Source organism: Halobaculum sp. D14 (genome assembly GCF_051195135.1).
Taxonomy (GTDB): domain Archaea; phylum Halobacteriota; class Halobacteria; order Halobacteriales; family Haloferacaceae; genus JBNTKA01.
On the sequence record NZ_JBNTKA010000002.1, the window covers coordinates 529,983 to 552,151 of the forward strand.

Genomic DNA, 22,169 nt, shown 5'->3' on the forward strand with positions numbered 1-22,169 from the left:
ATGTCAGGTTCACCGAAGGAGATCGGCGGCATCAGTTTCGGGCTGATGGACCCGGAGACGTACCGCGACATGTCCGCGACGAAAGTCATCACGGCGGACACGTACGACGACGACGGCTACCCGATAGACATGGGGCTGATGGACCCGCGGCTCGGGGTCATCGACCCGGGACTGGAGTGTCGCACCTGCGGCAAACACTCCGGGTCGTGTAACGGCCACTTCGGCCACATCGAGCTCGCGGCGCCCGTCATCCACGTCGGCTTCACGAAGCTCATCCGGCGGCTGCTCCGGTCGACGTGCCGAGAGTGCGGCCGGCTCGCGCTCACCGACGAGGAGAAAGACGAGTACCGCGAGAAGATGCAGCGCACCAAGGACCTCGGCGGCGACCCGACCGACGTCCTGAAAGCCGCCGTCCGGGAGGCCCGGAAGGCGTCGACGTGCCCGTACTGCGGCGAGCCGCAGGCGGACATCAAACACGAGAAGCCGACGACGTACTACGAGGTCCAGGACGTCCTGTCGGGCGACTACTCCGAACGCATCGCGTCGGCGATGCAGCCCGACGAGGACGAGGAGGACGACGAGGGCATGTCGCCGCAGGAGCTCGCCGACGAGACCGGCATCGAGCTGTCGCGCATCAACAACATCCTCTCCGGCGAGTTCCGGCCGCGCAAGGAGAGCCGGAAGGCGCTCGAGAAGGCGCTCGGCGTCGACCTCACCGAGGAGGACATGAACAAGCTGATGCCGTCGGACATCCGCGACTGGTTCGAGGACATCCCGGACGAGGACCTCGACGCGCTCGGCATCGACCCGGAGGGGTCGCGGCCCGAGTGGATGATTCTGACCGTGCTGCCGGTGCCGCCGGTGACGACGCGGCCGTCGATCACGCTCGACAACGGTCAGCGCAGCGAGGACGACCTGACGCACAAGCTGGTCGACATCATCCGCATCAACCAGCGGTTCATGGAGAACCGCGAGGCCGGCGCGCCGCAGCTCATCATCGAGGACCTGTGGGAGCTGCTGCAGTACCACGTCACGACGTTCGTCGACAACGAGATCTCCGGGACGCCGCCGGCGCGCCACCGCTCCGGCCGGCCGCTCAAGACGCTCAGCCAGCGCCTGAAAGGCAAGGAGGGGCGGTTCCGCGGCTCGCTGTCCGGGAAGCGCGTGAACTTCTCCGCGCGGACCGTCATCAGCCCGGACCCGACGCTGTCGCTCAACGAGGTCGGCGTCCCCGACCGGGTCGCAAAGGAGATGACGCAGACGATGAACGTCTCCGAGCGCAACCTGGACGAGGCGCGGCGGTACGTCTCGAACGGCCCCGAGGGCCACCCGGGCGCGAACTACGTGAAGCGACCCGACGGTCGCCGCCTGAAGGTCACCGAGAAGAACTGCGAGGAGCTCGCCGAGAAAGTCGAGGCCGGCTGGGAAGTGAACCGCCACCTCGTCGACGGCGACATCGTGATCTTCAACCGGCAGCCGTCGCTCCACCGGATGTCCATCATGGCCCACGAAGTGGTCGTGATGCCGTACAAGACGTTCCGGCTGAACACCGTCGTCTGCCCACCGTACAACGCCGACTTCGACGGCGACGAGATGAACATGCACGCGCTGCAGAACGAGGAGGCCCGCGCGGAAGCGCGCGTCCTCATGCGCGTCCAAGAGCAGATTCTCAGCCCGCGGTTCGGCGAGAACATCATCGGCGCGATCCAAGACCACATCTCCGGGACGTACCTGCTCACCCACCAGAACCCCGAGTTCACGGAGACGCAGGCGCTCGACCTGCTGCGCGCGACGTCCGTCGACGAGCTTCCGGAGCCGGACGGCACCAACGAGGCCGGCGACGAGGTCTGGACGGGCCGCACAGTGTTCTCCGAGCTGCTGCCGGACGACCTGAGCCTCGAGTTCACGTCGTCTACCGGCGACGAAGTCGTCATCGAGGAGGGGCAGCTCGTCGAGGGGACGGTCGACGAGGACGCCGTCGGCGCGTTCGGCGGCGAGGTCGTCGACACGCTGACGAAGGTGTACTCGGAGACCCGCGCCCGCGTGTTCATCAACGAGGTGGCGTCGCTGGCGATGCGCGCCATCATGCACTTCGGGTTCAGCCTCGGCATCGACGACGAGTCGATTCCGCCGGAGGCGAACGAGCAGGTGGACGAGGCCATCGGCTCCGCGTACGAGCGCGTCCAGGAGCTCATCGAGACGTACGAGGCCGGCGACCTGGAGTCGCTGCCGGGCCGCACCGTCGACGAGACCCTGGAGATGAAGATCATGCAGACGCTCGGGAAGGCGCGTGACTCCGCCGGCGAAATCGCGGAGGACCACTTCGCCGACGACAACCCGGCGGTCATCATGGCGCGTTCGGGCGCCCGCGGCTCGATGCTGAACCTCACGCAGATGGCCGGCTGCGTCGGTCAGCAGGCGGTTCGGGGCGAACGCATCAACCGCGGCTACGAGGACCGGACGCTCGCGCACTACGAGCCCGACGACCTCTCCGCGGAGGCGCACGGCTTCGTCGAGAACTCCTACCGGAGCGGCCTGACGCCCGAGGAGTTCTTCTTCCACGCGATGGGCGGCCGCGAAGGCCTGGTCGACACTGCGGTCCGGACGTCGAAGTCCGGCTACCTGCAGCGCCGTCTCATCAACGCGCTCTCCGAACTGGAAGCGCAGTACGACGGCACCGTCCGGGACACCTCCGGCAACATCGTCCAGTTCGAGTTCGGTGAGGACGGCACGTCGCCCGTGAAGGTATCCTCCACGGAGGACGACCCCATCGACGTCGAACAGATCACCGACCGCATCGTCGAGTCCGAGTTCGGCTCCGAGGAGGAGAAACAGCGGTTCCTCGGCCGGAAGGAGCCGCCGACGAACCTCTCGGAGTACGCCGGGCCGGGGCTCGACAAGGCCGGCGGCGTGGGGGTGGAGTCCGATGACTGACTCCGTCGACGAGTTCGTCGAGTCGCACACGCACGTCACCGAAGACATCGCGCTGGTCGTCGAGGACACGGAGCTGCCGCGGCGACTGAAAGACCGCGTGTACGACACCATCGACGAGCGCGGCGGCGTGACCGCCGAGCAGGCGAACGAGATCGCGCAGGCGGTCGAGTCGCGCTACCTCGACACCCGCGTCGACCCGCTGGAGCCGGTCGGAACCGTCTCCGCACAGAGCATCGGTGAGCCGGGGACGCAGATGACGATGAACACGTTCCACTACGCGGGCGTCGCGGAGATGGACGTGACCCAGGGGCTGCCGCGGCTCATCGAGCTCGTGGACGCCCGGAAGACGCCGGACACCCCGATCATGATCGTCCGGCTGGACGACGAGTACGCGACCGACCGCGAGAAGGCCCACCAGGTCGTCTGGAAGCTGGAGGCGACGAAGATTCTGGCGCTCGGCGACGTGTCGACGAACGTCGCCGACATGGTGGTCTCCGTCGACCTGAACGAGGAGACGCTGCTGGAGCGGTGGCCGACGCACGACAGCGCCACCGAGGTCGCCGGCATCGTCGCCGACACTATCGAGGACGCCCTCGGCGTCAAGACGCGGCAGTCCGGCACCGACATCGAGTTCGGGCCGGAGGAGCCGAGCTACCGCGAGCTGCTCCAGCTCGTCGAGCAGCTCCGCGAAATCGTGTTCAAGGGCATCGAGGAGGTCACGCGCGTCGTCATCCGGAAGGAGGAGGTCGACGGCGGCGACGAGGAGTTCGTCCTGTACACCGAAGGGTCGGCGTTCTCCGACGCGCTCGAAATCGAGGGCGTCGACGCCTCCCGGACGACGTGTAACAACATCCACGAGATTCACCGGACGCTCGGCATCGAGGCCGCCCGGGAAACCATCATCAACGAGACGATGGAGACGCTCGAAGAGCAGGGGCTCGACGACGTCAACATTCGGCACCTGATGCTGGTGTCGGACATCATGACGAACCGCGGCACCGTCGAGTCCATCGGTCGGCACGGCATCTCCGGGTCGAAGGAGTCCGTGCTGGCGCGCGCCGCCTTCGAGGTGACGGTGAACCACCTGCTCGACGCCGCCATCCACGGCGAGGAGGACGACCTGAACGGGGTCATCGAGAACGTCATCGTCGGGAAGCCCGTCTCCATCGGGACCGGCGACGTCAACCTCCGGATGGGGTCGAAACCCGACTCCTCGAAGCCGGCCGACGACTAGATGCGCGTCGAGATCTCCGACGAGGCGCGCCGCTACATCGGCGTCTTCGACGAACTGACGGACGTGACGCCGCTGGACTGTCTCGTCCAGGACGACCACGACCGCGTCGTCTTCCTCGTCCCGGCGGGCGAGATGAGCGACGCGGTCGGCCCCGGCGGCCGAACGGTGGACCGCGTCGAGTCGGAGCTCGGCGTCGACGTCGACCTGGTGGAGGACGCGCCGACGCCGGAGGCGTTCGTCGCGAACGCGCTGTCGCCCGCGGCGGTCCGCGGCGTCACGATATCGGAGCAGAACGACACCGTGGCGTACGTCGAGGTCGCCGAGGCCGACCGCGGCGTCGCCATCGGGACCGGCGGCCGCAACATCGAGGCGGCGCGCGAACTGGCGCGGCGGCACTTCGACATCGACGACGTCCAGCTCGCCTGAGCCGCGACGCGGCCATCGATTCCGGTTCCGCCGGCGTCCCGGCGCTCGGGGCACGGACGCTTCTCCGCCGCTCTCTGATTCTCCGCCGAACAGCCGCGTTTGCGGCGCCGACGGCTCCGCCGGCAACGACGGCTTCTGCGCGCCGCATTCGGACCGAAACCGGTTCTGCCGCCGTGACTCGAACCGCGAGACGCGACGAGAACGCGGTAGAGCCACCGCTAACCGAATCTGAGCGCGTCTCGCCGTGAGCGAAAGGGAACCCTTACGTACCTCCGTCGTGAACGTCGGTTCACTATGGCGAACGGCAAGTACGCCGCGCGGAAGCTCAAGAAGGACCGCCAGAAACGCCGGTGGTCCGACTCGGAGTACGCGCGACGCGAACGCGGTCTCGGCGAGAAGTCCGACCCGCTCGAGGGCGCCCCGCAGGGGCGCGGCATCGTCCTCGAGAAGGTCGGTATCGAAGCGAAGCAGCCGAACTCGGCGATTCGGAAGTGCGTCCGGGTTCAGCTCATCAAGAACGGGAAGCAGGTCACGGCGTTCTGTCCCGGTGACGGCGCCATCTCGTTCATCGACGAACACGACGAGGTCACCATCGCCGGTATCGGCGGCGCGAAGGGCCGCGCGATGGGCGACCTGTCCGGCGTGAACTACAAGGTCGAGAAGGTGAACGGCGTCTCGATGATCGAACTCGTCCGCGGGAACGCGGAGAAACCCGTCCGATAATGAGCGAGGAAGACGCACCCGAGCCTGACGCGCCCGCCGACTCCGAGCAGGCCGAGGACAACGCCCAGCTGTTCGGGACGTGGGACGTCACGGACATCGAGTACGACGACCCGTCGACGCGCCGCTACATGAACGTGACACCCATCGCGCACACGATGGGTCGGCACGCATCCAAGCAGTTCAAGAAGTCCGAAATCTCGCTCGTCGAGCGGCTCATCAACCGCCTGATGCAGACCGACGAGAACACCGGGAAGAAACAGCAGGCGACCCGCATCGTCCGGGACGCCCTCGACATCATCCACGAACGCACCGACGAGAACCCGGTGCAGACGCTCGTGACCGCCGTCGAGAACGCGGCGCCGCGCGAGGAGACCGTCCGCCTGAAGTACGGCGGCATCTCGGTCCCGAAGGCGGTCGACGTCGCGCCCCAGCGCCGCGTCGACCAGGGCCTGAAGTTCATCGCCGACGGCGTGCAGGGCGCCACGTACAAGACGAAGAACGCGGCCGCCGACGCGCTCGCCGACCAGCTCATCGGCGCCGCCAACTACGACGTCCAGACGTACGCCATCTCCCAGAAAGAGGAGAAGGAGCGCGTCGCCGCCGCGGCCCGCTAACGCCGCGAACCAGCCGCTCTGCGGTTCTCCCACTTCTCGTTTTCTCTCCGTTCCACGGCTCGCGAGCCGCGGCTACAGCCGTCAGCGAGGACCGCTCGAAAGTACCGTCGTCCTCGCTGTCGGCGTCCTCCCGGGCACCGTGCGGTGACGAGTCCTGCTCACCGTAGATATTTGCCGGTTCGAAAGAACGGTCCGTTCGATGCCCTCCAGATTCGAAGACGCCCTGTGGAGCGAGCCGTCCGGTCGGCTCCACGGACTGGTACTGTTCGCTGGCTCGGCCGTCTTCACGAGCATCTACGTGTACTACGACGTGCTTCACGGCGTTCCGTCCGGTAGCTCGCTCGTGATGGCTATCGGGTTCGCGCTGTCCGGGACCGCCGAGTCACTCCAGGTAGCGGACCGACGCGTCACGGTCGGACTGCGTCTCGCTGCGATGCTGGTGGTGCTCGGGCTGCTCGCCGTGAGCGCCTTCGCTCCCGAGGCCGTTCTCGGCGCTCGGTAGCGTCGCGTCTGACCCGCGCGGCTGCTCGCCGGCGGTTTCAGGTCGACAGCGCCGAGAAAACGGGGCCCCGAACGGAGACGGACGCACGTGGGTCCCGGAAAACACTTACCGCGACGACGCACAGCGAACCGCGTGCACACCCGCGCCCTCCTCGCGCTCTGCGCGCTCGCCCTCCTCGTCTCGCTCGGCGGCTGTTCGGCGGCCGGGTCGCTGGACATGACCGCCGTGAACGACACGCAGTTGGCCGAGCAGGCCAGCCGCGACCTGCCGCGCGTCGACGACGAATCCGGCGAAGACCCCGGCGCCGACTACCGCGCCGTCGTGCAGGGAGCCGTCAGGAACGGCTCCGCCACCCAGAACGGGACGTCCCCGATGGTCGACACCGAGGGGCTGCCGTTCGCCGTCGACGGCGCGTACTACGACCTCTCCGTGGAGCCGGTCGGGAACCACTCCGAGCTGCTGGTGGACGTGAAAATCGACTACAACGGCACGACCGACGGCCCCGCGGTCGCCTACGAGGACCTGTCGCCGGCGGACAAGGCGCTGCTGGACACGCTGTTGCAAGCGGAGCACGAAGACCAGGGCGAGGGGTACGACTTCGGCGCCGGCGCGCGCTACACCGACGCCGAGGCGAACGCGTCCGTGCTGCTCGCCGGCGACTACGCGGCGGTCCGCTACCGCGGCGAACGCTACCCCATCGCGGTCGACTCCCGGCCGGTGACGGTGACGACGTACCGCTACACCGCCGAGCAGGTCGCGCCGAACGCCGAGGCGTACGCCCAGTCGCTCCGGGAGACCTACCAGTTCACGCTCTCCGGACTCTCTACCGAGGAGCGGAAGGTCGTCGACGAGGCGATACGAGGCACGTACTACGCGGAGTCGACCGACGACTCGGCGTTCCGGTCGGTGCTCCAGCGGTTCCGGAGCCACGACGCCGTCCGGAGCGACGAGTACAGCGGCTCGTGGGTGGTGCGGTACGACGGCGACCTGTACTGGGCGGAGCTGCACTACGGCGGCTTCACGCAGACCTGACGGGGACGAACGGTTCGGCCCGGAATGCGGACCGGGTCGATGCCGGCCGTGCGGGCCGGGATGGACCGATGCGGACCGGCTCGGCTCTTACTGCCCGTACCCTTCGAACTGCTCGATGGCCGTTTCCAGTTCCTCGTCCGGGAGTTCGACCGGGTCGCCGCCGGCGGCCTTCGACTGCAGGTAGAGCTGCGCGAGGCTCTCGACGTGCTCGGTGTGTTCCACCGCGGTTTCGACGTCGTCGGCGACGACGACGAGCCCGTGGTTCTCGATGAAACACGCCGTCGCGTCGGCCGCCTCCATCGCGGCGACGACGTTCGCGGCGAGCTCCTCGGTGCCGTACGGCGCGTACTCGGCGACCGGGACGCGCTTGCCGACGGCGACGATCATGTAGTGAATCGGCGGCAGCGGCTCGTGCAGCACCGCCATCGTCGTCGACCACTGCGAGTGGGTGTGGACGATTGCGCCGGGGTCGTCGGCGTGGCCGCGGTAGATGTGGCGGTGCATCGGCACCTCGCTGGACGGCTTCATGCGCCCGGCGACGCGCTCGCCGTCGAGGTCGACGACCGGGACGTCCTCGGCGTCGAAGGCGTCGTAGGCGACGCCGGTCGGCGTCACGGTGAACCGGTCGCCGCGACGGATGCTGAGGTTCCCGGTGCGGCCGGGCGTGAGGCCGGCGAGTTCTGGGGCGTGCGCGACCACCGCGTCGCGTTCGGCGTCGAGTGTCACAGTACCAGCTCCGTTAGCTCCCCGAACCCCTGAATGATGTGGTCCGGCCGCTCGCGCCCGGTCAGGTCGGCGGCGTCGTCCGGGCCGTTGAACAGCGCCGTCGTCAGTCCGACCGCGTTGCCGCCGACGACGTCGGACTCGACGGAGTCGCCGACCATTAGCGTCTCGCTGGCGCGCCGGTCGAGCCGCGCGAGCGGCAGCGTGAACATCACCGAACTCGGCTTCTCCCGCCCGGTCTCCTCGGACGTGAGCAGCAGGTCGACGTGTGCTTCGATGCCGAGCCGGTGGAGCTTCTTCAGCTGGATGCGGGTCGTGAGGTTGCTGACGACGGCGACGTCGACGCCGGCGTCAGAGAGCGCGGCGAGCGCGTCGACGACGCCGTCGAACAGCGTCATCTCGTCGACGTACGCCTCCCAGTACGCCTCGCCGAGTTCGAGGGCGTGCTTCGACCGGTGAGTGCCGGCGTGGATGTCGATGGCGCGCTTGAAGTAGAGGAACCGCTCGTGGGCGGACGCGGTGCCGGCGAGCTCCCGCTTCACTTCGCTGCGCCCCTCCTGGTACAGCGACTCGAACTCGTCGCGGGTCAGGTCGTACCCCTGTTCGCGAATTGTCTCGAAGGCCGCCTCCTTCCCCGCCGCGTTGCACGGGGCGTACGGGTAGAGCGTGTCGTCGAGGTCGACGAACACGGCGTCGAACGTCATGGGCGTCGTATCCCGCCGCCCCGGTAAACCGCTGTCGGCGTCGCGGCACTGAAACCAGTTTCAGGGAACGCCTTTCCGGCAGTCGACTCCACGGCCACCATGGTCGAGGACGGCGACGGCGACGGCGACGGGGACAGCGGCGGCGGCGCGGCAGGCCGACGGCTCGTCCGGCGGTTCTACCTGTTTCAGGCGACCCGGTCGGTCGGCTTTGTCTCGCCGGTGTTCGCGCTGTTCGTGCTGCGCGACCTCACGTTCGTCCAGTACGGCGCGCTGTCGTCGCTGTACGCCGCGCTCGTCGTGGCGAGCGAGGTGCCGACGGGCTACGTCGGGGACCGCTGGGGGCGACGCGCGAGCATGGCCGGCGGCGTCGGCTGCACCGCGCTGTCGCTCGCCGGGTTCGTCGTCGCCGACTCGTTCGCGGGCTACGCCGCGCTGTACGCCGTCTGGGCGTTCGCGGCGACGTTCAACTCCGGGAGCAGCGACGCGTGGCTGTACGAGACGCTCGACGAGCACCTCGACGGCTCAGAGTTCACCCGGGTTCGCGGCCGCGCCGGCGCCGTGGAGCGCTGGACGTCGGTGGCGACGATGCTCGTCGGCGGCGTCCTGTACGGCGTCGACCCGCGGCTCCCGTTCGCGGCGTCCGTCGCGCTGTCGCTGCCCGGGTTCGCCGTGCTGTGGACGCTTCCCGACAGCCGCGGCGATGCGGCGGCCGCGTCGGGCGACCGTCCGTCCGCGTTGGAGGCGCTCGGCGTCGCCCGGCGGTCGTTCGCTGAACCGGGGCTGCGCGGCGCCGTGCCGTACGTCGCGCTGCTGCTCGCCGCTGTCGCCGCCGCCGGGAGCTACGTGCAGCCCATCGGCGTCGACCTGTTCCGCGAACTGCTGCCGGCGTCGCTGTCGGCGGTGCCGGAGCCGTCGCTGCTCGGCGCCATGTACGCAGCGTTCACCGGCGTCGCGGCCGTCGCCGCCGGGTCCGCCGGCGCCATCGAGCGTCGACTCGGGGTGCGCGGCGCCCTGCTCGTCGTCCCCGCCGTGCCGGCCGTCCTGATGCTGCTGCCGCCTGTCGCGCTCGCCGCGGCGCTCCCGATGTTCGTCGCGCGGACCGCCGCCAGCCCGGTCGTCGTCCCCATCGCGTACGGCTACGTGAACGACCGGGTCGCCGCCGCCGACGCTCCCGACGGCGACAGCACCGGGTCGGCCGGCGCCGACGCGGCGCGGGCGACGACGCTGTCGGCCGTGTCGATGGTGCAGGGCGCGGTGCGGACGCCGCTCGCGTTCGTCGCCGGCGTCGCCGCGGGCGCGTACGGGCCGACGGCGGCCCCGGCGCTGCTCGGCGGCGTGGTGCTCGTCGCCGTCGCGGCCGCCGCCGTGTGGAACCCTGTCGCCGGCGACGGGGCCGCGTCGTAGCGACTGATAATCGGAGGCGAGCCACTAAGAGGGTACGCCGGCCGGAGTCGGCTATCATGAACTCGGTCACGGGCCTGCTCGGTCTCGTCGTCGCGGTCGCGGCGCTCGGCGCGCCGTTCCTCAGAACCGACGCCGGCCGCCGGGCGTTCGGACTGCTCGCCGGCACCGTCGACGCCGCCGAGGACCGCGACGTCCACCCGGACCGCGCGATGGTCGCAGCGACGTACGCCGGATTCACGGCGGGCTACGTCGGCCTCGTCGTGCTCGCGAGCGACCTCGCCGGCGACTCCGGGCTGTACGGCCGGACGCTGATGCTGCTGTTGCCGTTCGCGTTCTGCGTCGCCGCGGCGACGACCTGGCTGCCCTCCCTCGGCGTCGACTGGCGACCCGTCGGGCGACGCACCGAGGCGACGGTCGCGTGGACCGGGTTCGTCGCCGTCGTCACGGTCGCCACCACCGGCGGCTGGCTGCTCGTCGGCTGAACCGGCTGTCGGCGACGCTTCGTCGATGAATATCACGGTCAGCGAGTCCCCGACAGCCACGCGTTCTGCTGGCGACGGTGTGCCGCCTAGTCCGCCGCGGGCGCGCTTCCCGAGTCGACGGCGTACAGCCGCGTCACGTCGACGAGCGCCTTCCGGTAGTCGGACTCCGACGGGTCGGCGGCGAGCGACCGGAACTGCCGTTTGAACGCGGCGAGGTCGACCGCGGGGGCGTCGTCTGCGGCGGCGTGTGCGAGGTCGTACAGCCGGTGGTCGCGGCCGACGAGGTCGTGCCGTTCACACATCGCGAGCGCGAACGCCGCGTTCACGGCCGTGATGTCCGGGTCGGCGGCGCCGGTGAGCAGCCGCGACTCCGGGTGCGGGTGGTCGCGCGGCCGGTCGGCGACGGCGGCGGCGAGCTGCGACTCGAAGAACGTCACGAGCTTCTCCGCGGGCGCGACCGAGAGCGTGATGTCGTCGGCGTAGATGTCCTTGCAGTGGTTCGCGATCTGGTAGCACTGCGCGATTTTCCGGCGCTCCACCGACGTCCCCGAGAGCGCGAGGAACAGCGCCTCCTCCGTCGGCTGGGTGTGTGACGGGTGGGACTCCTCGTGGCGCGCCATGTGCGCGAGTTCGTGCAGCGCGAGTTCGCGCGCCATCGCCGACGTGGCGGCCTTCCGGGAGATGTTGAGGACGTGCCGGTCGTCGTAGTGGCCCGCCCAGGTCCGCTCGTCGGGGTCGTCGCGCACGCGGACGGTGACGGGTCGAGAGAGGTCGTACTCCGTTTCCAGCAGCGACGCCGCCCCGAGGAACGGGTCCGGGGGGACGCCGCCGCGAACGCGGACATCCATGCGTACCGTTACCACAGCGTCGGCGGGCTTGACTCTTGTGCCGAAGTGGCACGCGTGGGTCGGTGTCACAGTGTTCGAACTCCGCGAATCCGGCGCTTTCGGCGGCGGCAAAGCACTACCCTTTTGACCGGTCGTCCAGTAGCGGCCGGTAATGGGTCGACGCAAGAAAATCGTACAGGAATGTGAGAAGCTGATGGACAATCCGGAGCAGATCCGGAACATCGCCATCGCGGCTCACGTGGACCACGGGAAGACGACGCTGTCCGACAACCTGCTCGCAGGCGCCGGCATGATCTCCGAGGAGACCGCCGGGGAGCAGCTCGCCATGGACACCGAAGAAGACGAGCAGGAGCGCGGGATCACCATCGACGCGGCGAACGTGTCGATGACTCACGAGTACGAGGACACCAACCACCTCATTAACCTCATCGACACGCCGGGCCACGTCGACTTCGGCGGCGACGTGACGCGGGCGATGCGCGCCGTCGACGGTGCGCTCGTCGTCGTCGACGCCGTCGAGGGCGCGATGCCGCAGACGGAGACGGTGCTCCGGCAGGCGCTCCGCGAGGGCGTGAAGCCGGCGCTGTTCATCAACAAGGTCGACCGGCTCATCAACGAGCTGCAGGAAGGCCCCCAGGAGATGCAGCAGCGGCTCATGGACGTCATCGGCGACGTCAACGAGCTCATCCGCGGGATGACCGAGGAGATGGAGGACATCGACGAGGACTGGACGGTGTCCGTCGAGGACGGCACCGTCGCGTTCGGCTCCGCGCTGTACAAGTGGGGCGTCTCGATGCCGTCGATGGAGGCCACCGGCATCTCCTTCGGCGACATCATCGACATGGAGCAGAACGACGAGCGGCAGGAGCTCCACGAGCGGACGCCGCTGTCGGACGTCGTGCTCGACATGGTCGCCGAGCACTTCCCGAACCCGCTGAAGGCGCAGCCGTTCCGCGTCCCGCGCATCTGGCGCGGCGACGACGAATCCGAGGTCGCAGAGGACATGCGGACCGTCAACCGCGAGGGCGACGTCGTCTTCATGTGCACCGACATCGGGATGGACCCGCACGCCGGCGAAATCGCGACCGGCCGCGTCTTCTCCGGCACCCTCGAGAAGGGCCAGGAGCTGTACGTCTCCGGCACCGCCGGCAAGAACCGGCTGCAGTCCGTCGGGATCTTCATGGGCGGCGAACGCGAGGAGGTGGACCGCGGCGTCCCCGCCGGCAACATCGCCGCCGTCACCGGCCTGAAGGACGCCATCGCCGGCTCCACGGTCTCCGACGTCGAGATGACGCCGTTCGAGTCCATCGAGCACATCTCCGAGCCGGTCATCACGAAGTCCGTCGAGGCGCAGAACATGGACGACCTGCCGAAGCTCATCCAGACGCTCCAGCAGGTCGCCAAGGAGGACCCGACGATCCGCGTCGAGATTAACGAGGACACCGGCGAGCACCTCATCTCCGGGCAGGGCGAACTGCACCTCGAAGTCATCACGCAGCGCATCCAGAAGAACCAGGGCATCCCGGTCAACACCGGTGAGCCCATCGTCGTGTTCCGCGAGCAGCCCCAGGAGTCCAGCCGCGAGGTCGAAGGGGTCTCGCCGAACCGCCACAACAAGTTCTACATCACCGTCGAGCCGCTCGCGCAGGACATCGTCGACGACATCCAGCTCGGCGAAATCTCGATGGACATGCCCGAACTGGAGCGCCGCGAGGCGCTGCAGGACGCCGGCATGGACAAGGACACCTCCCAGAACGTCGAGCACATCCACGGCACCAACATCCTCATCGACGACACGAAGGGGATTCAGCACCTGAACGAGACGATGGAGCTCGTCATCGAGGGGCTGGACGAGGCGCTCGACGACGGCCCGCTCGCCGCCGAGCCCGTGCAGGGCGCGCTGCTTCGCCTGCACGACGCGCGGCTGCACGAGGACACCATCCACCGCGGCCCGGCGCAGGTCATCCCCGCCGTCCGCGACGCGGTCCACCGCGCGCTCATCGACGGGAAGGTGCGGCTGCTCGAACCGATTCAGAACGTCCGCATCGACGTCCCGAACGAGTACATGGGCGACGCCTCCGGCGAGATTCAGGGCCGCCGCGGCCGCGTCGACGACATGTACCAGGAGGGCGACCTCATGGTCATCGAGGGCATCGCGCCCGTCGAGGAGATGATCGGCTTCTCCAGCGACATCCGCTCGGCCACCGAGGGCCGCGCCTCCTGGAACACGGAGAACGCCGGCTTCCGCGTCATGGCCGACAACCTCCAGCGCGAGCAGATCATGGAGATCCGCGAGCGGAAAGGAATGAAGCTCGAACTCCCGCAGTCCATCGACTACATCTAAACGCTCGCCGCTGCCGCCCGACACGGCCGTCGCGTCGGGCGACGCCGCGTCGTCGCTCTCTTCTTCTTCTTCTTTCCTTATTCCCGGTTCGACCGCACCAGTCACCGGTCGACAGCCCGGCCGCCGGCTCTCCGTGGCGGACGGAACCGCCCGGCTGCCCGCGGTCGCACGCCGCCGAGTATCGGCAATCGTCGCCATGGTGGAAGGCTTATCACGCCCCCCGACCCACTGAGGAGACATGCCAGGTGGCACGACTTTCGGTCGACGCGACGGCTGCGAACGACGGCGTCAGCCCCGCTCGTCGACAACAGCGACACTGTCGGCCACCACGACGCGCGGACCGCCGACTCGGTCGGAGACCGACGCCCCGTCAACTGCGGCGGCAACCGAGGTGAGCCGGTAGATGCCGTCGGAGTCCGGGGACGCCGGCGAGGACCGGCAGGACGCGCCGACGGAGGCGGCGGTTACCGAGTCTGCTGCGGCTGAGTCGGAGGCGCAGACCGACGGCGGCGCGACGACGCAGACGCACACGATTCGGCTGGAACTGGTCGACGAGCCGGGCGAGTTGCTGGCGGCGCTCCAGCCTATCGCGGAGAACGGCGGGAATCTGCTGTCGGTGTTCCACGAACGCGGCAACCTGACGCCGCGCGGCCACATCCCGGTGGAGGTGGACCTGAAGTGTCCGCCGGAGCAGTTCGAGTCGATTCTGGCGGGGCTCCGCGACCGCGGCGTCAACGTCACCCGCGCGGGCGCCGAGGAGTACGGCGCGGAGGTGACGGTGGTGCTCGTCGGCCACCTCATCGACACGGACCTGTCCGACACGCTCCAGCGGCTCACGGACTGCACGGACGCGACCGTGGCTGACCTCGAACTGTCAGCGCCCGCGGGCGCGAACTCGGAGGAGCCGTCGAGCGCGCTCATCCGGCTGCGCGCCCGCGAGAACCGGACCGCTGAGGTGCTCGAATCCGTCCGGTCGGTCGCCGACGACAAGGCGCTGAACGTCATCGAGCCGATGGAGGGGGAAGCGTGAAACTCTCGATTCTCGGCGCCGGCGCGGTCGGTCGGTCGGTCGCCGACCTCGCGTCGTCGTACGGCCACGAGGTGACGGCGCTCGCGGACTCGTCGGCGGCGGCGGTCGACGCCGCCGGCGTCGACGTCGACGCGGCGCTCACCCGGAAACGGGACGGCGACGCGCTCGGCGACGCCGACCCGGCCGACGCGCTCACCGCCGACTACGACGTGCTCGTGGAGGCGACGCCGACGACGCTCGGCGACGCCGAACCGGGCTTTTCGCACCTCCGGACGGCGCTCGAACGGGACCGCGACGTCGTGCTCGCGAACAAGGGGCCGGTCGCCGAGCGGTACGCCGACGTCCGGGCACTCGAAGCCGACTCGGCCGGCGACGTCCTGTTCGAGGCGACGGTCGGCGGCGCCATCCCGGTGTGCGCGACCGTCTCCGACCTCGGGCCGTCGCGGGTGTCCGCGGTCCGCGGCGTCCTCAACGGCACCGCGAACTTCGTGCTCTCGCGGATGGCGGCCGAAGGGCTCGACTACGACCACGTGCTCGCGGAGGCGCAGGACCTCGGCGTCGCCGAGGCGGACCCGTCGTTCGACGTCGAGGGCACCGACGCCGCGCTGAAGTGCGTCATCCTCGCGAACGTCCTCCGGGAGGCGGACTGCGGAACCGTCGACGAACTCCGCGACCGGGCGGTGTCGCTCGCGGACGCCGAGGTCCGCGGCATCCGCGACATCCCGGGGACGGCGCTCGACCTCGCGGCCGACGACGGCCGGACGGTCCGGCTCATCGGCGAAGCCACCCGCGACGGCGTCCGCGTCGGCCCGCGGCTCGTTCCGGAGAACGGGACGCTCGCGGTGTCCGGCACCCGGAACATCGTGGAGGTCGAGTCGGAGCACGCCGGCAAACTGGCGATTTCGGGCCGCGGCGCCGGCGGCGAGGAGACGGCGAGCGCCGTGCTGGCGGACGTCGGCCGACTCGAATAGGTCGGCGGGGGCCACGGGAAGGGCGTGACGGCGGCGGTGCGACCCCGGCGTGCCACTCCGAATCACGTGACGGTGACGCACGAAAACCGCCGTACGAGGCCGTGGGGCCCGTACAGCGTATCGAAATGGTTTTAGGGCGTTCGGACGAAACAATCCTCACAGAGCGCCTCAGCGCGTGATTCCACAATGAGCGACAAACCCCACCAGAACCTGGCCATCATCGGCCACGTCGACCACGGGAAATCCACGCTCGTGGGCCGCCTCCTCTTCGAGACAGGGAGCGTCCCCGAGCACGTAATCGAGCAGTACCGAGAGGAAGCCGAAGAGAAGGGCAAGGGCGGCTTCGAGTTCGCCTACGTCATGGACAATCTCGCCGAGGAGCGCGAGCGCGGCGTCACCATCGACATCGCCCACCAGGAGTTCGACACCGACGACTACTACTTCACCATCGTCGACTGCCCGGGCCACCGTGACTTCGTGAAGAACATGATCACGGGCGCCTCGCAGGCCGACAACGCGGTGCTCGTCGTCGCGGCAGACGACGGCGTCGCGCCGCAGACCCGCGAGCACGTGTTCCTCGCGCGGACGCTGGGCATCAACGAGCTCATCGTCGCCATCAACAAGATGGACGTCGTCGACTACTCGGAGGACACCTACAAGGAGGTCGTCTCCGAGGTCAAAGACCTGCTCAAGCAGGTCCGCTTCGGGACCGAGGACGCCTCGTTCATCCCGATTTCCGCCTTCGAGGGCGACAACATCGCCGAGCGCTCGGACAACACGTCCTGGTACGACGGCGACATCCTCCTCGATGCGCTGAACAACCTGCCGGAGTCGGAGCCGCCGACGGACGCGCCGCTGCGACTCCCGATTCAGGACGTCTACACCATCTCGGGCATCGGGACCGTCCCGGTCGGCCGCATCGAGACCGGCGAGATGTCCCCCGGTGACAACGTCTCCTTCCAGCCGTCCGACGTCGGCGGCGAAGTGAAGACCATCGAGATGCACCACGAGGAAGTCGACTACGCGGGCCCCGGCGACAACGTCGGGTTCAACGTCCGCGGCGTCGGCAAAGACGACATCCGCCGCGGCGACGTCTGCGGCCCGGCCGACGACCCGCCGACGGTCGCCGAGACGTTCCAGGCGCAGGTCGTCGTCATGCAGCACCCGTCGGTCATCACGGCCGGCTACACCCCGGTGTTCCACGCGCACACGGCGCAGGTCGCGTGTACCATCGAGTCCCTCGACCAGAAACTCGACCCGTCCTCGGGCGAGGTCGACGAGGAGAACCCGGACTTCATCAAGTCCGGCGACGCCGCCATCGTGACGGTGCGGCCGCAGAAGCCGCTCAGCATCGAGCCGTCCAGCGAAATCCCGGAACTCGGCTCCTTCGCCATCCGCGACATGGGTCAGACCATCGCCGCCGGCAAGGTGCTGTCCGTGGACGAACGGTAAATGCCCGGGCAGCAAGCGCGCGTCCGACTCGCGGGCACGAGCCCCGACGACCTGGACGACATCTGCGACGACGTCCGCGAAATCGCGGACAAGACCGGCGTCGCGCTGTCGGGTCCGATTCCGCTCCCCACGAAGACGCTGGAAGTCCCGGCCCGAAAGTCGCCTGACGGCGAAGGGACGGCGACCTGGGAGCACTGGGAGATGCGCGTCCACAAGCGGCTCATCGACATCGACGCCGACGAACGCGCGCTCCGCCAGCTCATGCGCATCCAGGTGCCGAACGACGTCAGCATCGAAATCGTCCTCGAGGACTGAGGCGCTGCGGCGCACCTCGCGCCACACACCGTTTTCTCCTATCTTCACGCCGCCCAGCGACCGCGCCAAACCGTGCGACGGAGTCCCGACCGACGCGGCGAAACGGAACCCTCAAGTGTCGCCCCCGGCTTCTCAACGACGCGGGCTCGTAGATCAGCGGTAGATCGCTTCCTTCGCAAGGAAGAGGCCCTGGGTTCAAATCCCAGCGAGTCCACTCCGATTCTTCGTCCTTCCGAAGGAACAAAACCAGGCTTGGCTCTGTCTGCCTGAGCCGTCACTAGCGGGCTGATTTTCGAGCCGACCCCGGTTCAGGCGTCGCCGTTCCGGGGTATGTTTTCTGTTGACAGAGTCTTTGCCGGCACCGTCCGCACCCCGCGAGATTTTTCGCTGCGGATGCCGTTCGGGAGCTGTCTCGTCCATCCACGGGTTCCGAGAATGGCGACACCACCGAAGGATTAGCCGGTGGTATACCCTAGTTATTAGTCGCTGGCTCGGTCAGTGTCCTCCGGACATGCCGTTCAGCGACCACCTGCTCGACACCGCCGAGGACTGCTGGGACGCACAGAAACGCCACCCGTTCGTCCGGGAACTCGCGGACGGCAGCCTCGACGAGGCGGCGTTCCGGACGTGGCTCGAACAGGACTACCGCTACCTCCTCGATTACGCCCGGACGTTCGGCGTGCTGGGCGCGAAGGCGGACGACGAGGAGACGATGGCGCACTGCTTCGACGTGGCGCGGTCCATCGTCGAGGAGGAACTGGACCTGCACCGGTCGTTCGCCGCGGAGTTCGGGCTCACCGAGGCGGACCTCGCGGCGGTGGAGAAGTCGCCGACGTGCGTCGCCTACACGAACTTCCTGCTCCGCACGGCGCGGGAGCGCCCGCTCGCCGTCGGCGCCGCCGCAATCTACCCGTGCGGGCAGGGGTATCTCGACGTCGCCGAACACATGGCGGAACTGGCCGGGGGCGACGTCGACAGCGCGGTCGGCGCCGGAGACGTCGACCACCGGTACGCGCCGTTCATCGAGAAGTACACGAGCGACGAGTTCCGCGACGCCGTCGCGTGGATGCGCGAGCTCGTCGACCGGTGCGCCGAGGACGCGCCGGGGCTGCGCGACGAGATGGAGGCGGCGTTCCGGCGGAGCGCCCGGCTCGAACACGCCTTCTGGGAGATGGCGTACGCGTCGGAGTCGTGGCCCGTCGACGAGGCGGTCGGCGGCGCGGACGAGGCGGCGACCGAGGTGGCCTGAATGGTCGGGGGCGCGCTCGCGCTCGGCGTCACTGTGCTGACGCTCGCTGCGGTCACCGCGGCCGGTCTGCTGTACTCGCGCGGCCGAATCGGGTCGGTCGAGGACTACGTGTCCGCGCGGAACTCCGCCGGAGCGGGATCGACGGCGGCGACGCTCGTCGCCTCCGGAATGGGTGCGTGGATCCTGTTCAGCCCAGCCGAGGCGGGCGCGGCGTTCGGCGGACTGGCCGCCGTCGTCGGCTACGCCGTCGGCAGCGCCGTCCCGTTGCTGCTGTTCGTCTCCGTCGGCCCGCGGCTCCGTGAACACCTGCCCGGCGGACACTCGCTCACCGAGTACGTCTACGCGCGCTACGGCGCACGGATGTACGGATACGTCCTCGTGATTACCGCGTTCTACCTGTTCGTGTTCCTCGCCGCCGAGATGACCGCGGTGGTGAACGCGCTCTCGGTGGTCGCCGACGTGCCAGCCTGGCTCACCGCCGGCATCGTCGGCGCGTTCGTCCTGGTGTACACGGGCTACGGGGGGCTCGTCGCCAGCATCTTCACCGACACCCTCCAGACGCTCGTCGTCCTGCCGCTGCTCGCGGTGAGCGTCGCGGCGGTCGTCGTCGGTCTGGGTGGCGCCACCGGCCTTCACGGCGCCGTCGTCGCGACGAACCCGGACCTGCTCGACCCGACGTTCCTGCCGGGTGTCGCCTTCGGCGCGTACGTCGTCATCGCGGTCGCTGGCGCGAACGTGTTCAATCAGGGGCAGTGGCAACGCGTGTTCGCCGCCGAGAGCGACGCGGCGGTCCGCCGCGGATTCGTGCTCGCCGCCGTCGCCGTGGTGCCGATGGTGCTGCTCGCCGGCCTGTTCGGCGTCGTGGCCGCCGGCCTCGGCCTGCTGGACGCTGCCGCCCCGAGCGTCGCGTTCTTCGTCGTCGTCGCCGCCGCACTCCCCGAGTGGGCTACGCTCGGCGTCGTGGTGCTGGTCGTGCTGCTCGTCACCAGCACCGCGGACACGCTGTGTAACGCGCTCGCCAGCGTCGTCACCGTCGACCTCTCGCGGCTGCTCGACGACCCGAGCGCCGGGACGCTCCAGCGCGCCGCGCGCGGCCTCACCGTCGTCGTCGCGGTCGGCGCGGTTGCGGTTAGTGCGCGCGGCTACAGCGTCCTCGAACTGTTCCTCCTCGCCGACCTGCTCGGCGCCGCGACGTTCATTCCGTTCCTCCACGGGCTCTACTCGGGGCGCGCCACCGAGTCCGGGGCGCTGTCCGGCAGCGTCGCCGGCCTCGCCGTCGGCCTGGCGTACTTCCCGACGCTCCACGGCGTCGCGACCTCGGTTCCGGTCGTCGGCCCGCTGCTCCCCGGCGCCTCGTTCGTCCACGCCTTCGGCGGCGCCGCCGGGGTTTCCGCCGCCGTATCGCTGGTAGCCGCGCTGACCGCCGACGACCGCTTCGACCTCGAAACGCTCGAGGCCGACGTCCGGTCCCTCGACGATCCGGTCACCGACGGCGGGTCGGTCCGCGTCGCAGCCGGCGACCCTGGCCGTCGAGCGGACGGCGGTTCGGAGGTGGACCGATGACCCTCGGCGCTGCGGCGTTCGCGCTGCTCGTCTGGGGGAGCCTCGGGGCCGTCGTCGCGGTGTTCGCGCTCCTGCTCCGGGCGGTGGGCCGCGAGCGACGCGGCGGCGGGGAGACCGGAGACGAGTCCGAGGTGACTGCAGCGGCAGACGTCGACGCGGGGGCGGAGCCGTGACCGACCGACCCTCGGCGAGCGACCGGGCTGCAGCGGCCGACCCGGAGGCGCGGGACGTTGCGCTCACGGTCGCGGGGTCCGACAGCGGCGGCGGCGCCGGCGTCCAGGCGGACCTGAAGACGATGGCGGCGCTCGGCGTGTTCGGCACCTCGGCGGTGACGAGCGTCACGGCCCAGAACACGTGCGGCGTCGACGCCGTCGACGACGTCTCGACGGACGTGGTCGCGGCGCAGATTCGCGCCGTCACCGACGACTTCGCCGTCGGCGCCGCGAAAACCGGGATGCTGAGTTCGGCCGACATCATCGAGACGGTCGCGTCGGCGCTCGACGGCGCCGCGTTCCCGCTGGTGGTCGACCCGGTGATGGTCGCCCAGAGCGGCGACCGACTGCTCGCCGCCGACGCGGAAGCGAGTCTCCGCGACGACCTGCTGCCGCTCGCGGCGCTCGCCACGCCGAACCTCCCCGAGGCGGCGGCGCTCGCCGAAATGACGGTCGACGACGAGGACGACATGCGCGCCGCCGCGGCGCGCATCGCCGGCGACGACGGGGAGACCGGTCCGGCCGCCGTGCTCGTCACCGGCGGCCACCTCGGGGACGGCGACGCGGTGGACGTGCTGTACGCCGACGGCGACACCCGCGTCTTCCGGAACCGCCGATTCGACACGGACGCGACCCACGGGAGCGGCTGTACGCTCTCGTCGGCCATCGCCGCCGGCCTCGCCCGCGGCGACGACCTGTCGGCGGCCGTCGCGCGCGCCGAGGCGTTCGTCGCCCGCGCCGTCCGCTACGGCCTCGACGTCGGCGACGGCCCCGGTCCGGTTCACCACCTCGCAGCGGCCCGTAACGACGCCGCCGGGACCGACGCGGTCCGCGCGGTCGACGAGGTGGTGCGCGCGCTCGAAGCCGCCGGCGTCGACGCGCTCGTTCCCGAGGTCGGGCTGAACGTCGCCGTCGCGACGCCGTACGCGGTGGGGACCGACGACGTCGCGGCGGTCGACGGCCGCATCCACCGGACCGTCGACGGCGTCGCCGCCGCGGGGCCGGCGCGGCTCGGCGCGTCGAGCCACGTCGCCCGGCTGCTGCTCGCCGTCCGCGAGTACGACCCGGCCGTCACGGCGGCGGCCAACGTCCGCCTCGACGACGACGTCGCGGCCGCGGTCACGGAGCGGTTCGACGCGGTCGAGGTCGACCGGACCGCCGAGCCGGACGCGTCGCCGACGGAGCGGCGCGACGGCGGGACGATGTCGTGGACGGTCGACCGGGCGATGACCGGCCGCGACGACGCGCCGGACGCCGTCTTCGACCGCGGCGCCGTCGGGAAAGAGCCGATGTGCCGCGTGTTCGCCGAGACCCCGGCGGCGCTCCGCGACAGACTCGTCGACCTCGGCGGCCGGCTGTGAGTCCGCCGGCGGCGACGCCGGCATCTGAACACTTTTGTTAGTGTCC

At 69.7% G+C, this 22,169-nt stretch carries 21 protein-coding genes and 1 tRNA gene; 19 read left to right on the top strand and 3 right to left on the bottom strand.

From position 1 onward, the window contains the following. The 7 genes from ACQUST_RS08500 (at nucleotide 1) to ACQUST_RS08530 (ending at nucleotide 7,465) form a co-directional block, all read left to right on the top strand. A complete protein-coding gene (locus tag ACQUST_RS08500) occupies nucleotides 1–2,934 on the top strand; it encodes a DNA-directed RNA polymerase subunit A' (protein WP_435127299.1) in 2,934 nt (977 codons plus the stop codon). Continuing rightward, complete coding sequence (gene rpoA2 / locus ACQUST_RS08505) at nucleotides 2,927–4,168, top strand: DNA-directed RNA polymerase subunit A'' (RefSeq protein WP_435127301.1); 1,242 nt, start codon at nucleotides 2,927–2,929, stop codon at nucleotides 4,166–4,168. The genes ACQUST_RS08500 and rpoA2 overlap by 8 nt, the downstream gene beginning before the upstream one ends. Further along, nucleotides 4,169–4,594 (top strand): NusA-like transcription termination signal-binding factor, encoded by a 426-nt coding sequence (locus ACQUST_RS08510; protein WP_435127303.1) that lies wholly within the window; start codon nucleotides 4,169–4,171, stop codon nucleotides 4,592–4,594. A gap of 294 nt (nucleotides 4,595–4,888) precedes the next feature. Beyond that, nucleotides 4,889–5,317, top strand: coding sequence for a 30S ribosomal protein S12 (locus tag ACQUST_RS08515; protein ID WP_159898793.1), 429 nt, complete (start codon nucleotides 4,889–4,891; stop codon nucleotides 5,315–5,317). Continuing rightward, a complete protein-coding gene (locus ACQUST_RS08520) occupies nucleotides 5,317–5,931 on the top strand; it encodes a 30S ribosomal protein S7 (protein WP_435127305.1) in 615 nt (204 codons plus the stop codon). Before ACQUST_RS08515 ends, ACQUST_RS08520 begins: the two co-directional genes overlap by 1 nt. Before the next feature lie 199 nt (nucleotides 5,932–6,130). Continuing rightward, nucleotides 6,131–6,433, top strand: a complete 303-nt coding sequence (locus ACQUST_RS08525; protein WP_435127307.1) for a hypothetical protein — start codon at nucleotides 6,131–6,133, stop codon at nucleotides 6,431–6,433. Nucleotides 6,434–6,565: 132 nt separating this feature from the next. Continuing rightward, nucleotides 6,566–7,465, top strand: a complete 900-nt coding sequence (locus tag ACQUST_RS08530; RefSeq protein ID WP_435127309.1) for a hypothetical protein — start codon at nucleotides 6,566–6,568, stop codon at nucleotides 7,463–7,465. A gap of 87 nt (nucleotides 7,466–7,552) precedes the next feature. Here the strand turns inward: ACQUST_RS08530 and ACQUST_RS08535 are convergent, their stop codons facing one another. Together ACQUST_RS08535 and ACQUST_RS08540 are read right to left on the bottom strand one after the other, a co-directional pair. Next, complete coding sequence (locus ACQUST_RS08535; protein ID WP_435127311.1) at nucleotides 7,553–8,191, bottom strand: class II aldolase/adducin family protein; 639 nt, start codon at nucleotides 8,189–8,191, stop codon at nucleotides 7,553–7,555. Next, nucleotides 8,188–8,892, bottom strand: a complete 705-nt coding sequence (locus ACQUST_RS08540; RefSeq protein ID WP_435127313.1) for an HAD family hydrolase — start codon at nucleotides 8,890–8,892, stop codon at nucleotides 8,188–8,190. The genes ACQUST_RS08535 and ACQUST_RS08540 overlap by 4 nt, the downstream gene beginning before the upstream one ends. Nucleotides 8,893–8,991: 99 nt before the next feature. Between ACQUST_RS08540 and ACQUST_RS08545 the strand changes: the two genes are divergently transcribed. After that, nucleotides 8,992–10,296 (top strand): MFS transporter, encoded by a 1,305-nt coding sequence (locus tag ACQUST_RS08545; protein ID WP_435127315.1) that lies wholly within the window; start codon nucleotides 8,992–8,994, stop codon nucleotides 10,294–10,296. A gap of 56 nt (nucleotides 10,297–10,352) precedes the next feature. After that, entirely contained in the window at nucleotides 10,353–10,778 is a 426-nt protein-coding gene (locus ACQUST_RS08550) for a hypothetical protein (protein ID WP_435127317.1), read from the top strand. 86 nt (nucleotides 10,779–10,864) lie between these two features. Here ACQUST_RS08550 and ACQUST_RS08555 read toward each other — a convergent pair whose 3' ends face one another. Continuing rightward, entirely contained in the window at nucleotides 10,865–11,626 is a 762-nt protein-coding gene (locus ACQUST_RS08555; protein ID WP_435127319.1) for a DUF5781 family protein, read from the bottom strand. 151 nt (nucleotides 11,627–11,777) lie between these two features. Here ACQUST_RS08555 and ACQUST_RS08560 point away from each other — a divergent pair, with 151 nt between their 5' ends. The 10 genes from ACQUST_RS08560 to thiD all read left to right on the top strand — a co-directional run bounded on the left by ACQUST_RS08560 (nucleotide 11,778) and on the right by thiD (nucleotide 22,123). Further along, a complete protein-coding gene (locus tag ACQUST_RS08560; protein WP_435127321.1) occupies nucleotides 11,778–13,970 on the top strand; it encodes an elongation factor EF-2 in 2,193 nt (730 codons plus the stop codon). A 403-nt stretch (nucleotides 13,971–14,373) separates the two neighbouring features. Continuing rightward, the gene (locus ACQUST_RS08565; RefSeq protein WP_435127323.1) at nucleotides 14,374–15,000 is read left to right on the top strand and encodes an amino acid-binding protein; all 627 of its coding nucleotides are present in this window, start codon (nucleotides 14,374–14,376) and stop codon (nucleotides 14,998–15,000) included. Beyond that, on the top strand, nucleotides 14,997–15,971 hold the full coding sequence (locus ACQUST_RS08570; RefSeq protein ID WP_435127325.1) for a homoserine dehydrogenase: 975 nt from the start codon (nucleotides 14,997–14,999) through the stop codon (nucleotides 15,969–15,971). Before ACQUST_RS08565 ends, ACQUST_RS08570 begins: the two co-directional genes overlap by 4 nt. A 186-nt stretch (nucleotides 15,972–16,157) precedes the next feature. Next, nucleotides 16,158–17,423 carry a translation elongation factor EF-1 subunit alpha gene (tuf, locus tag ACQUST_RS08575; RefSeq protein ID WP_435127327.1) on the top strand — a complete coding sequence of 422 codons (1,266 nt, stop codon included), beginning with the start codon at nucleotides 16,158–16,160 and terminating at the stop codon, nucleotides 17,421–17,423. Next, nucleotides 17,424–17,738, top strand: coding sequence for a 30S ribosomal protein S10 (gene rpsJ / locus ACQUST_RS08580; RefSeq protein WP_435127329.1), 315 nt, complete (start codon nucleotides 17,424–17,426; stop codon nucleotides 17,736–17,738). It begins immediately after the preceding gene. Between the two features lie 142 nt (nucleotides 17,739–17,880). Further along, nucleotides 17,881–17,952: transfer RNA gene (locus tag ACQUST_RS08585), tRNA-Ala, on the top strand. Between the two features lie 297 nt (nucleotides 17,953–18,249). Continuing rightward, nucleotides 18,250–18,987, top strand: coding sequence for a thiaminase II (gene tenA, locus ACQUST_RS08590; protein ID WP_435127331.1), 738 nt, complete (start codon nucleotides 18,250–18,252; stop codon nucleotides 18,985–18,987). Continuing rightward, nucleotides 18,988–20,550 (top strand): sodium:solute symporter family transporter, encoded by a 1,563-nt coding sequence (locus tag ACQUST_RS08595; protein ID WP_435127333.1) that lies wholly within the window; start codon nucleotides 18,988–18,990, stop codon nucleotides 20,548–20,550. Beyond that, entirely contained in the window at nucleotides 20,547–20,723 is a 177-nt protein-coding gene (locus ACQUST_RS08600; protein WP_435127335.1) for a hypothetical protein, read from the top strand. The genes ACQUST_RS08595 and ACQUST_RS08600 overlap by 4 nt, the downstream gene beginning before the upstream one ends. Further along, nucleotides 20,720–22,123 (top strand): bifunctional hydroxymethylpyrimidine kinase/phosphomethylpyrimidine kinase, encoded by a 1,404-nt coding sequence (gene thiD / locus ACQUST_RS08605; RefSeq protein WP_435127337.1) that lies wholly within the window; start codon nucleotides 20,720–20,722, stop codon nucleotides 22,121–22,123. Before ACQUST_RS08600 ends, thiD begins: the two co-directional genes overlap by 4 nt. Nucleotides 22,124–22,169: the final 46 nt, after the last annotated feature.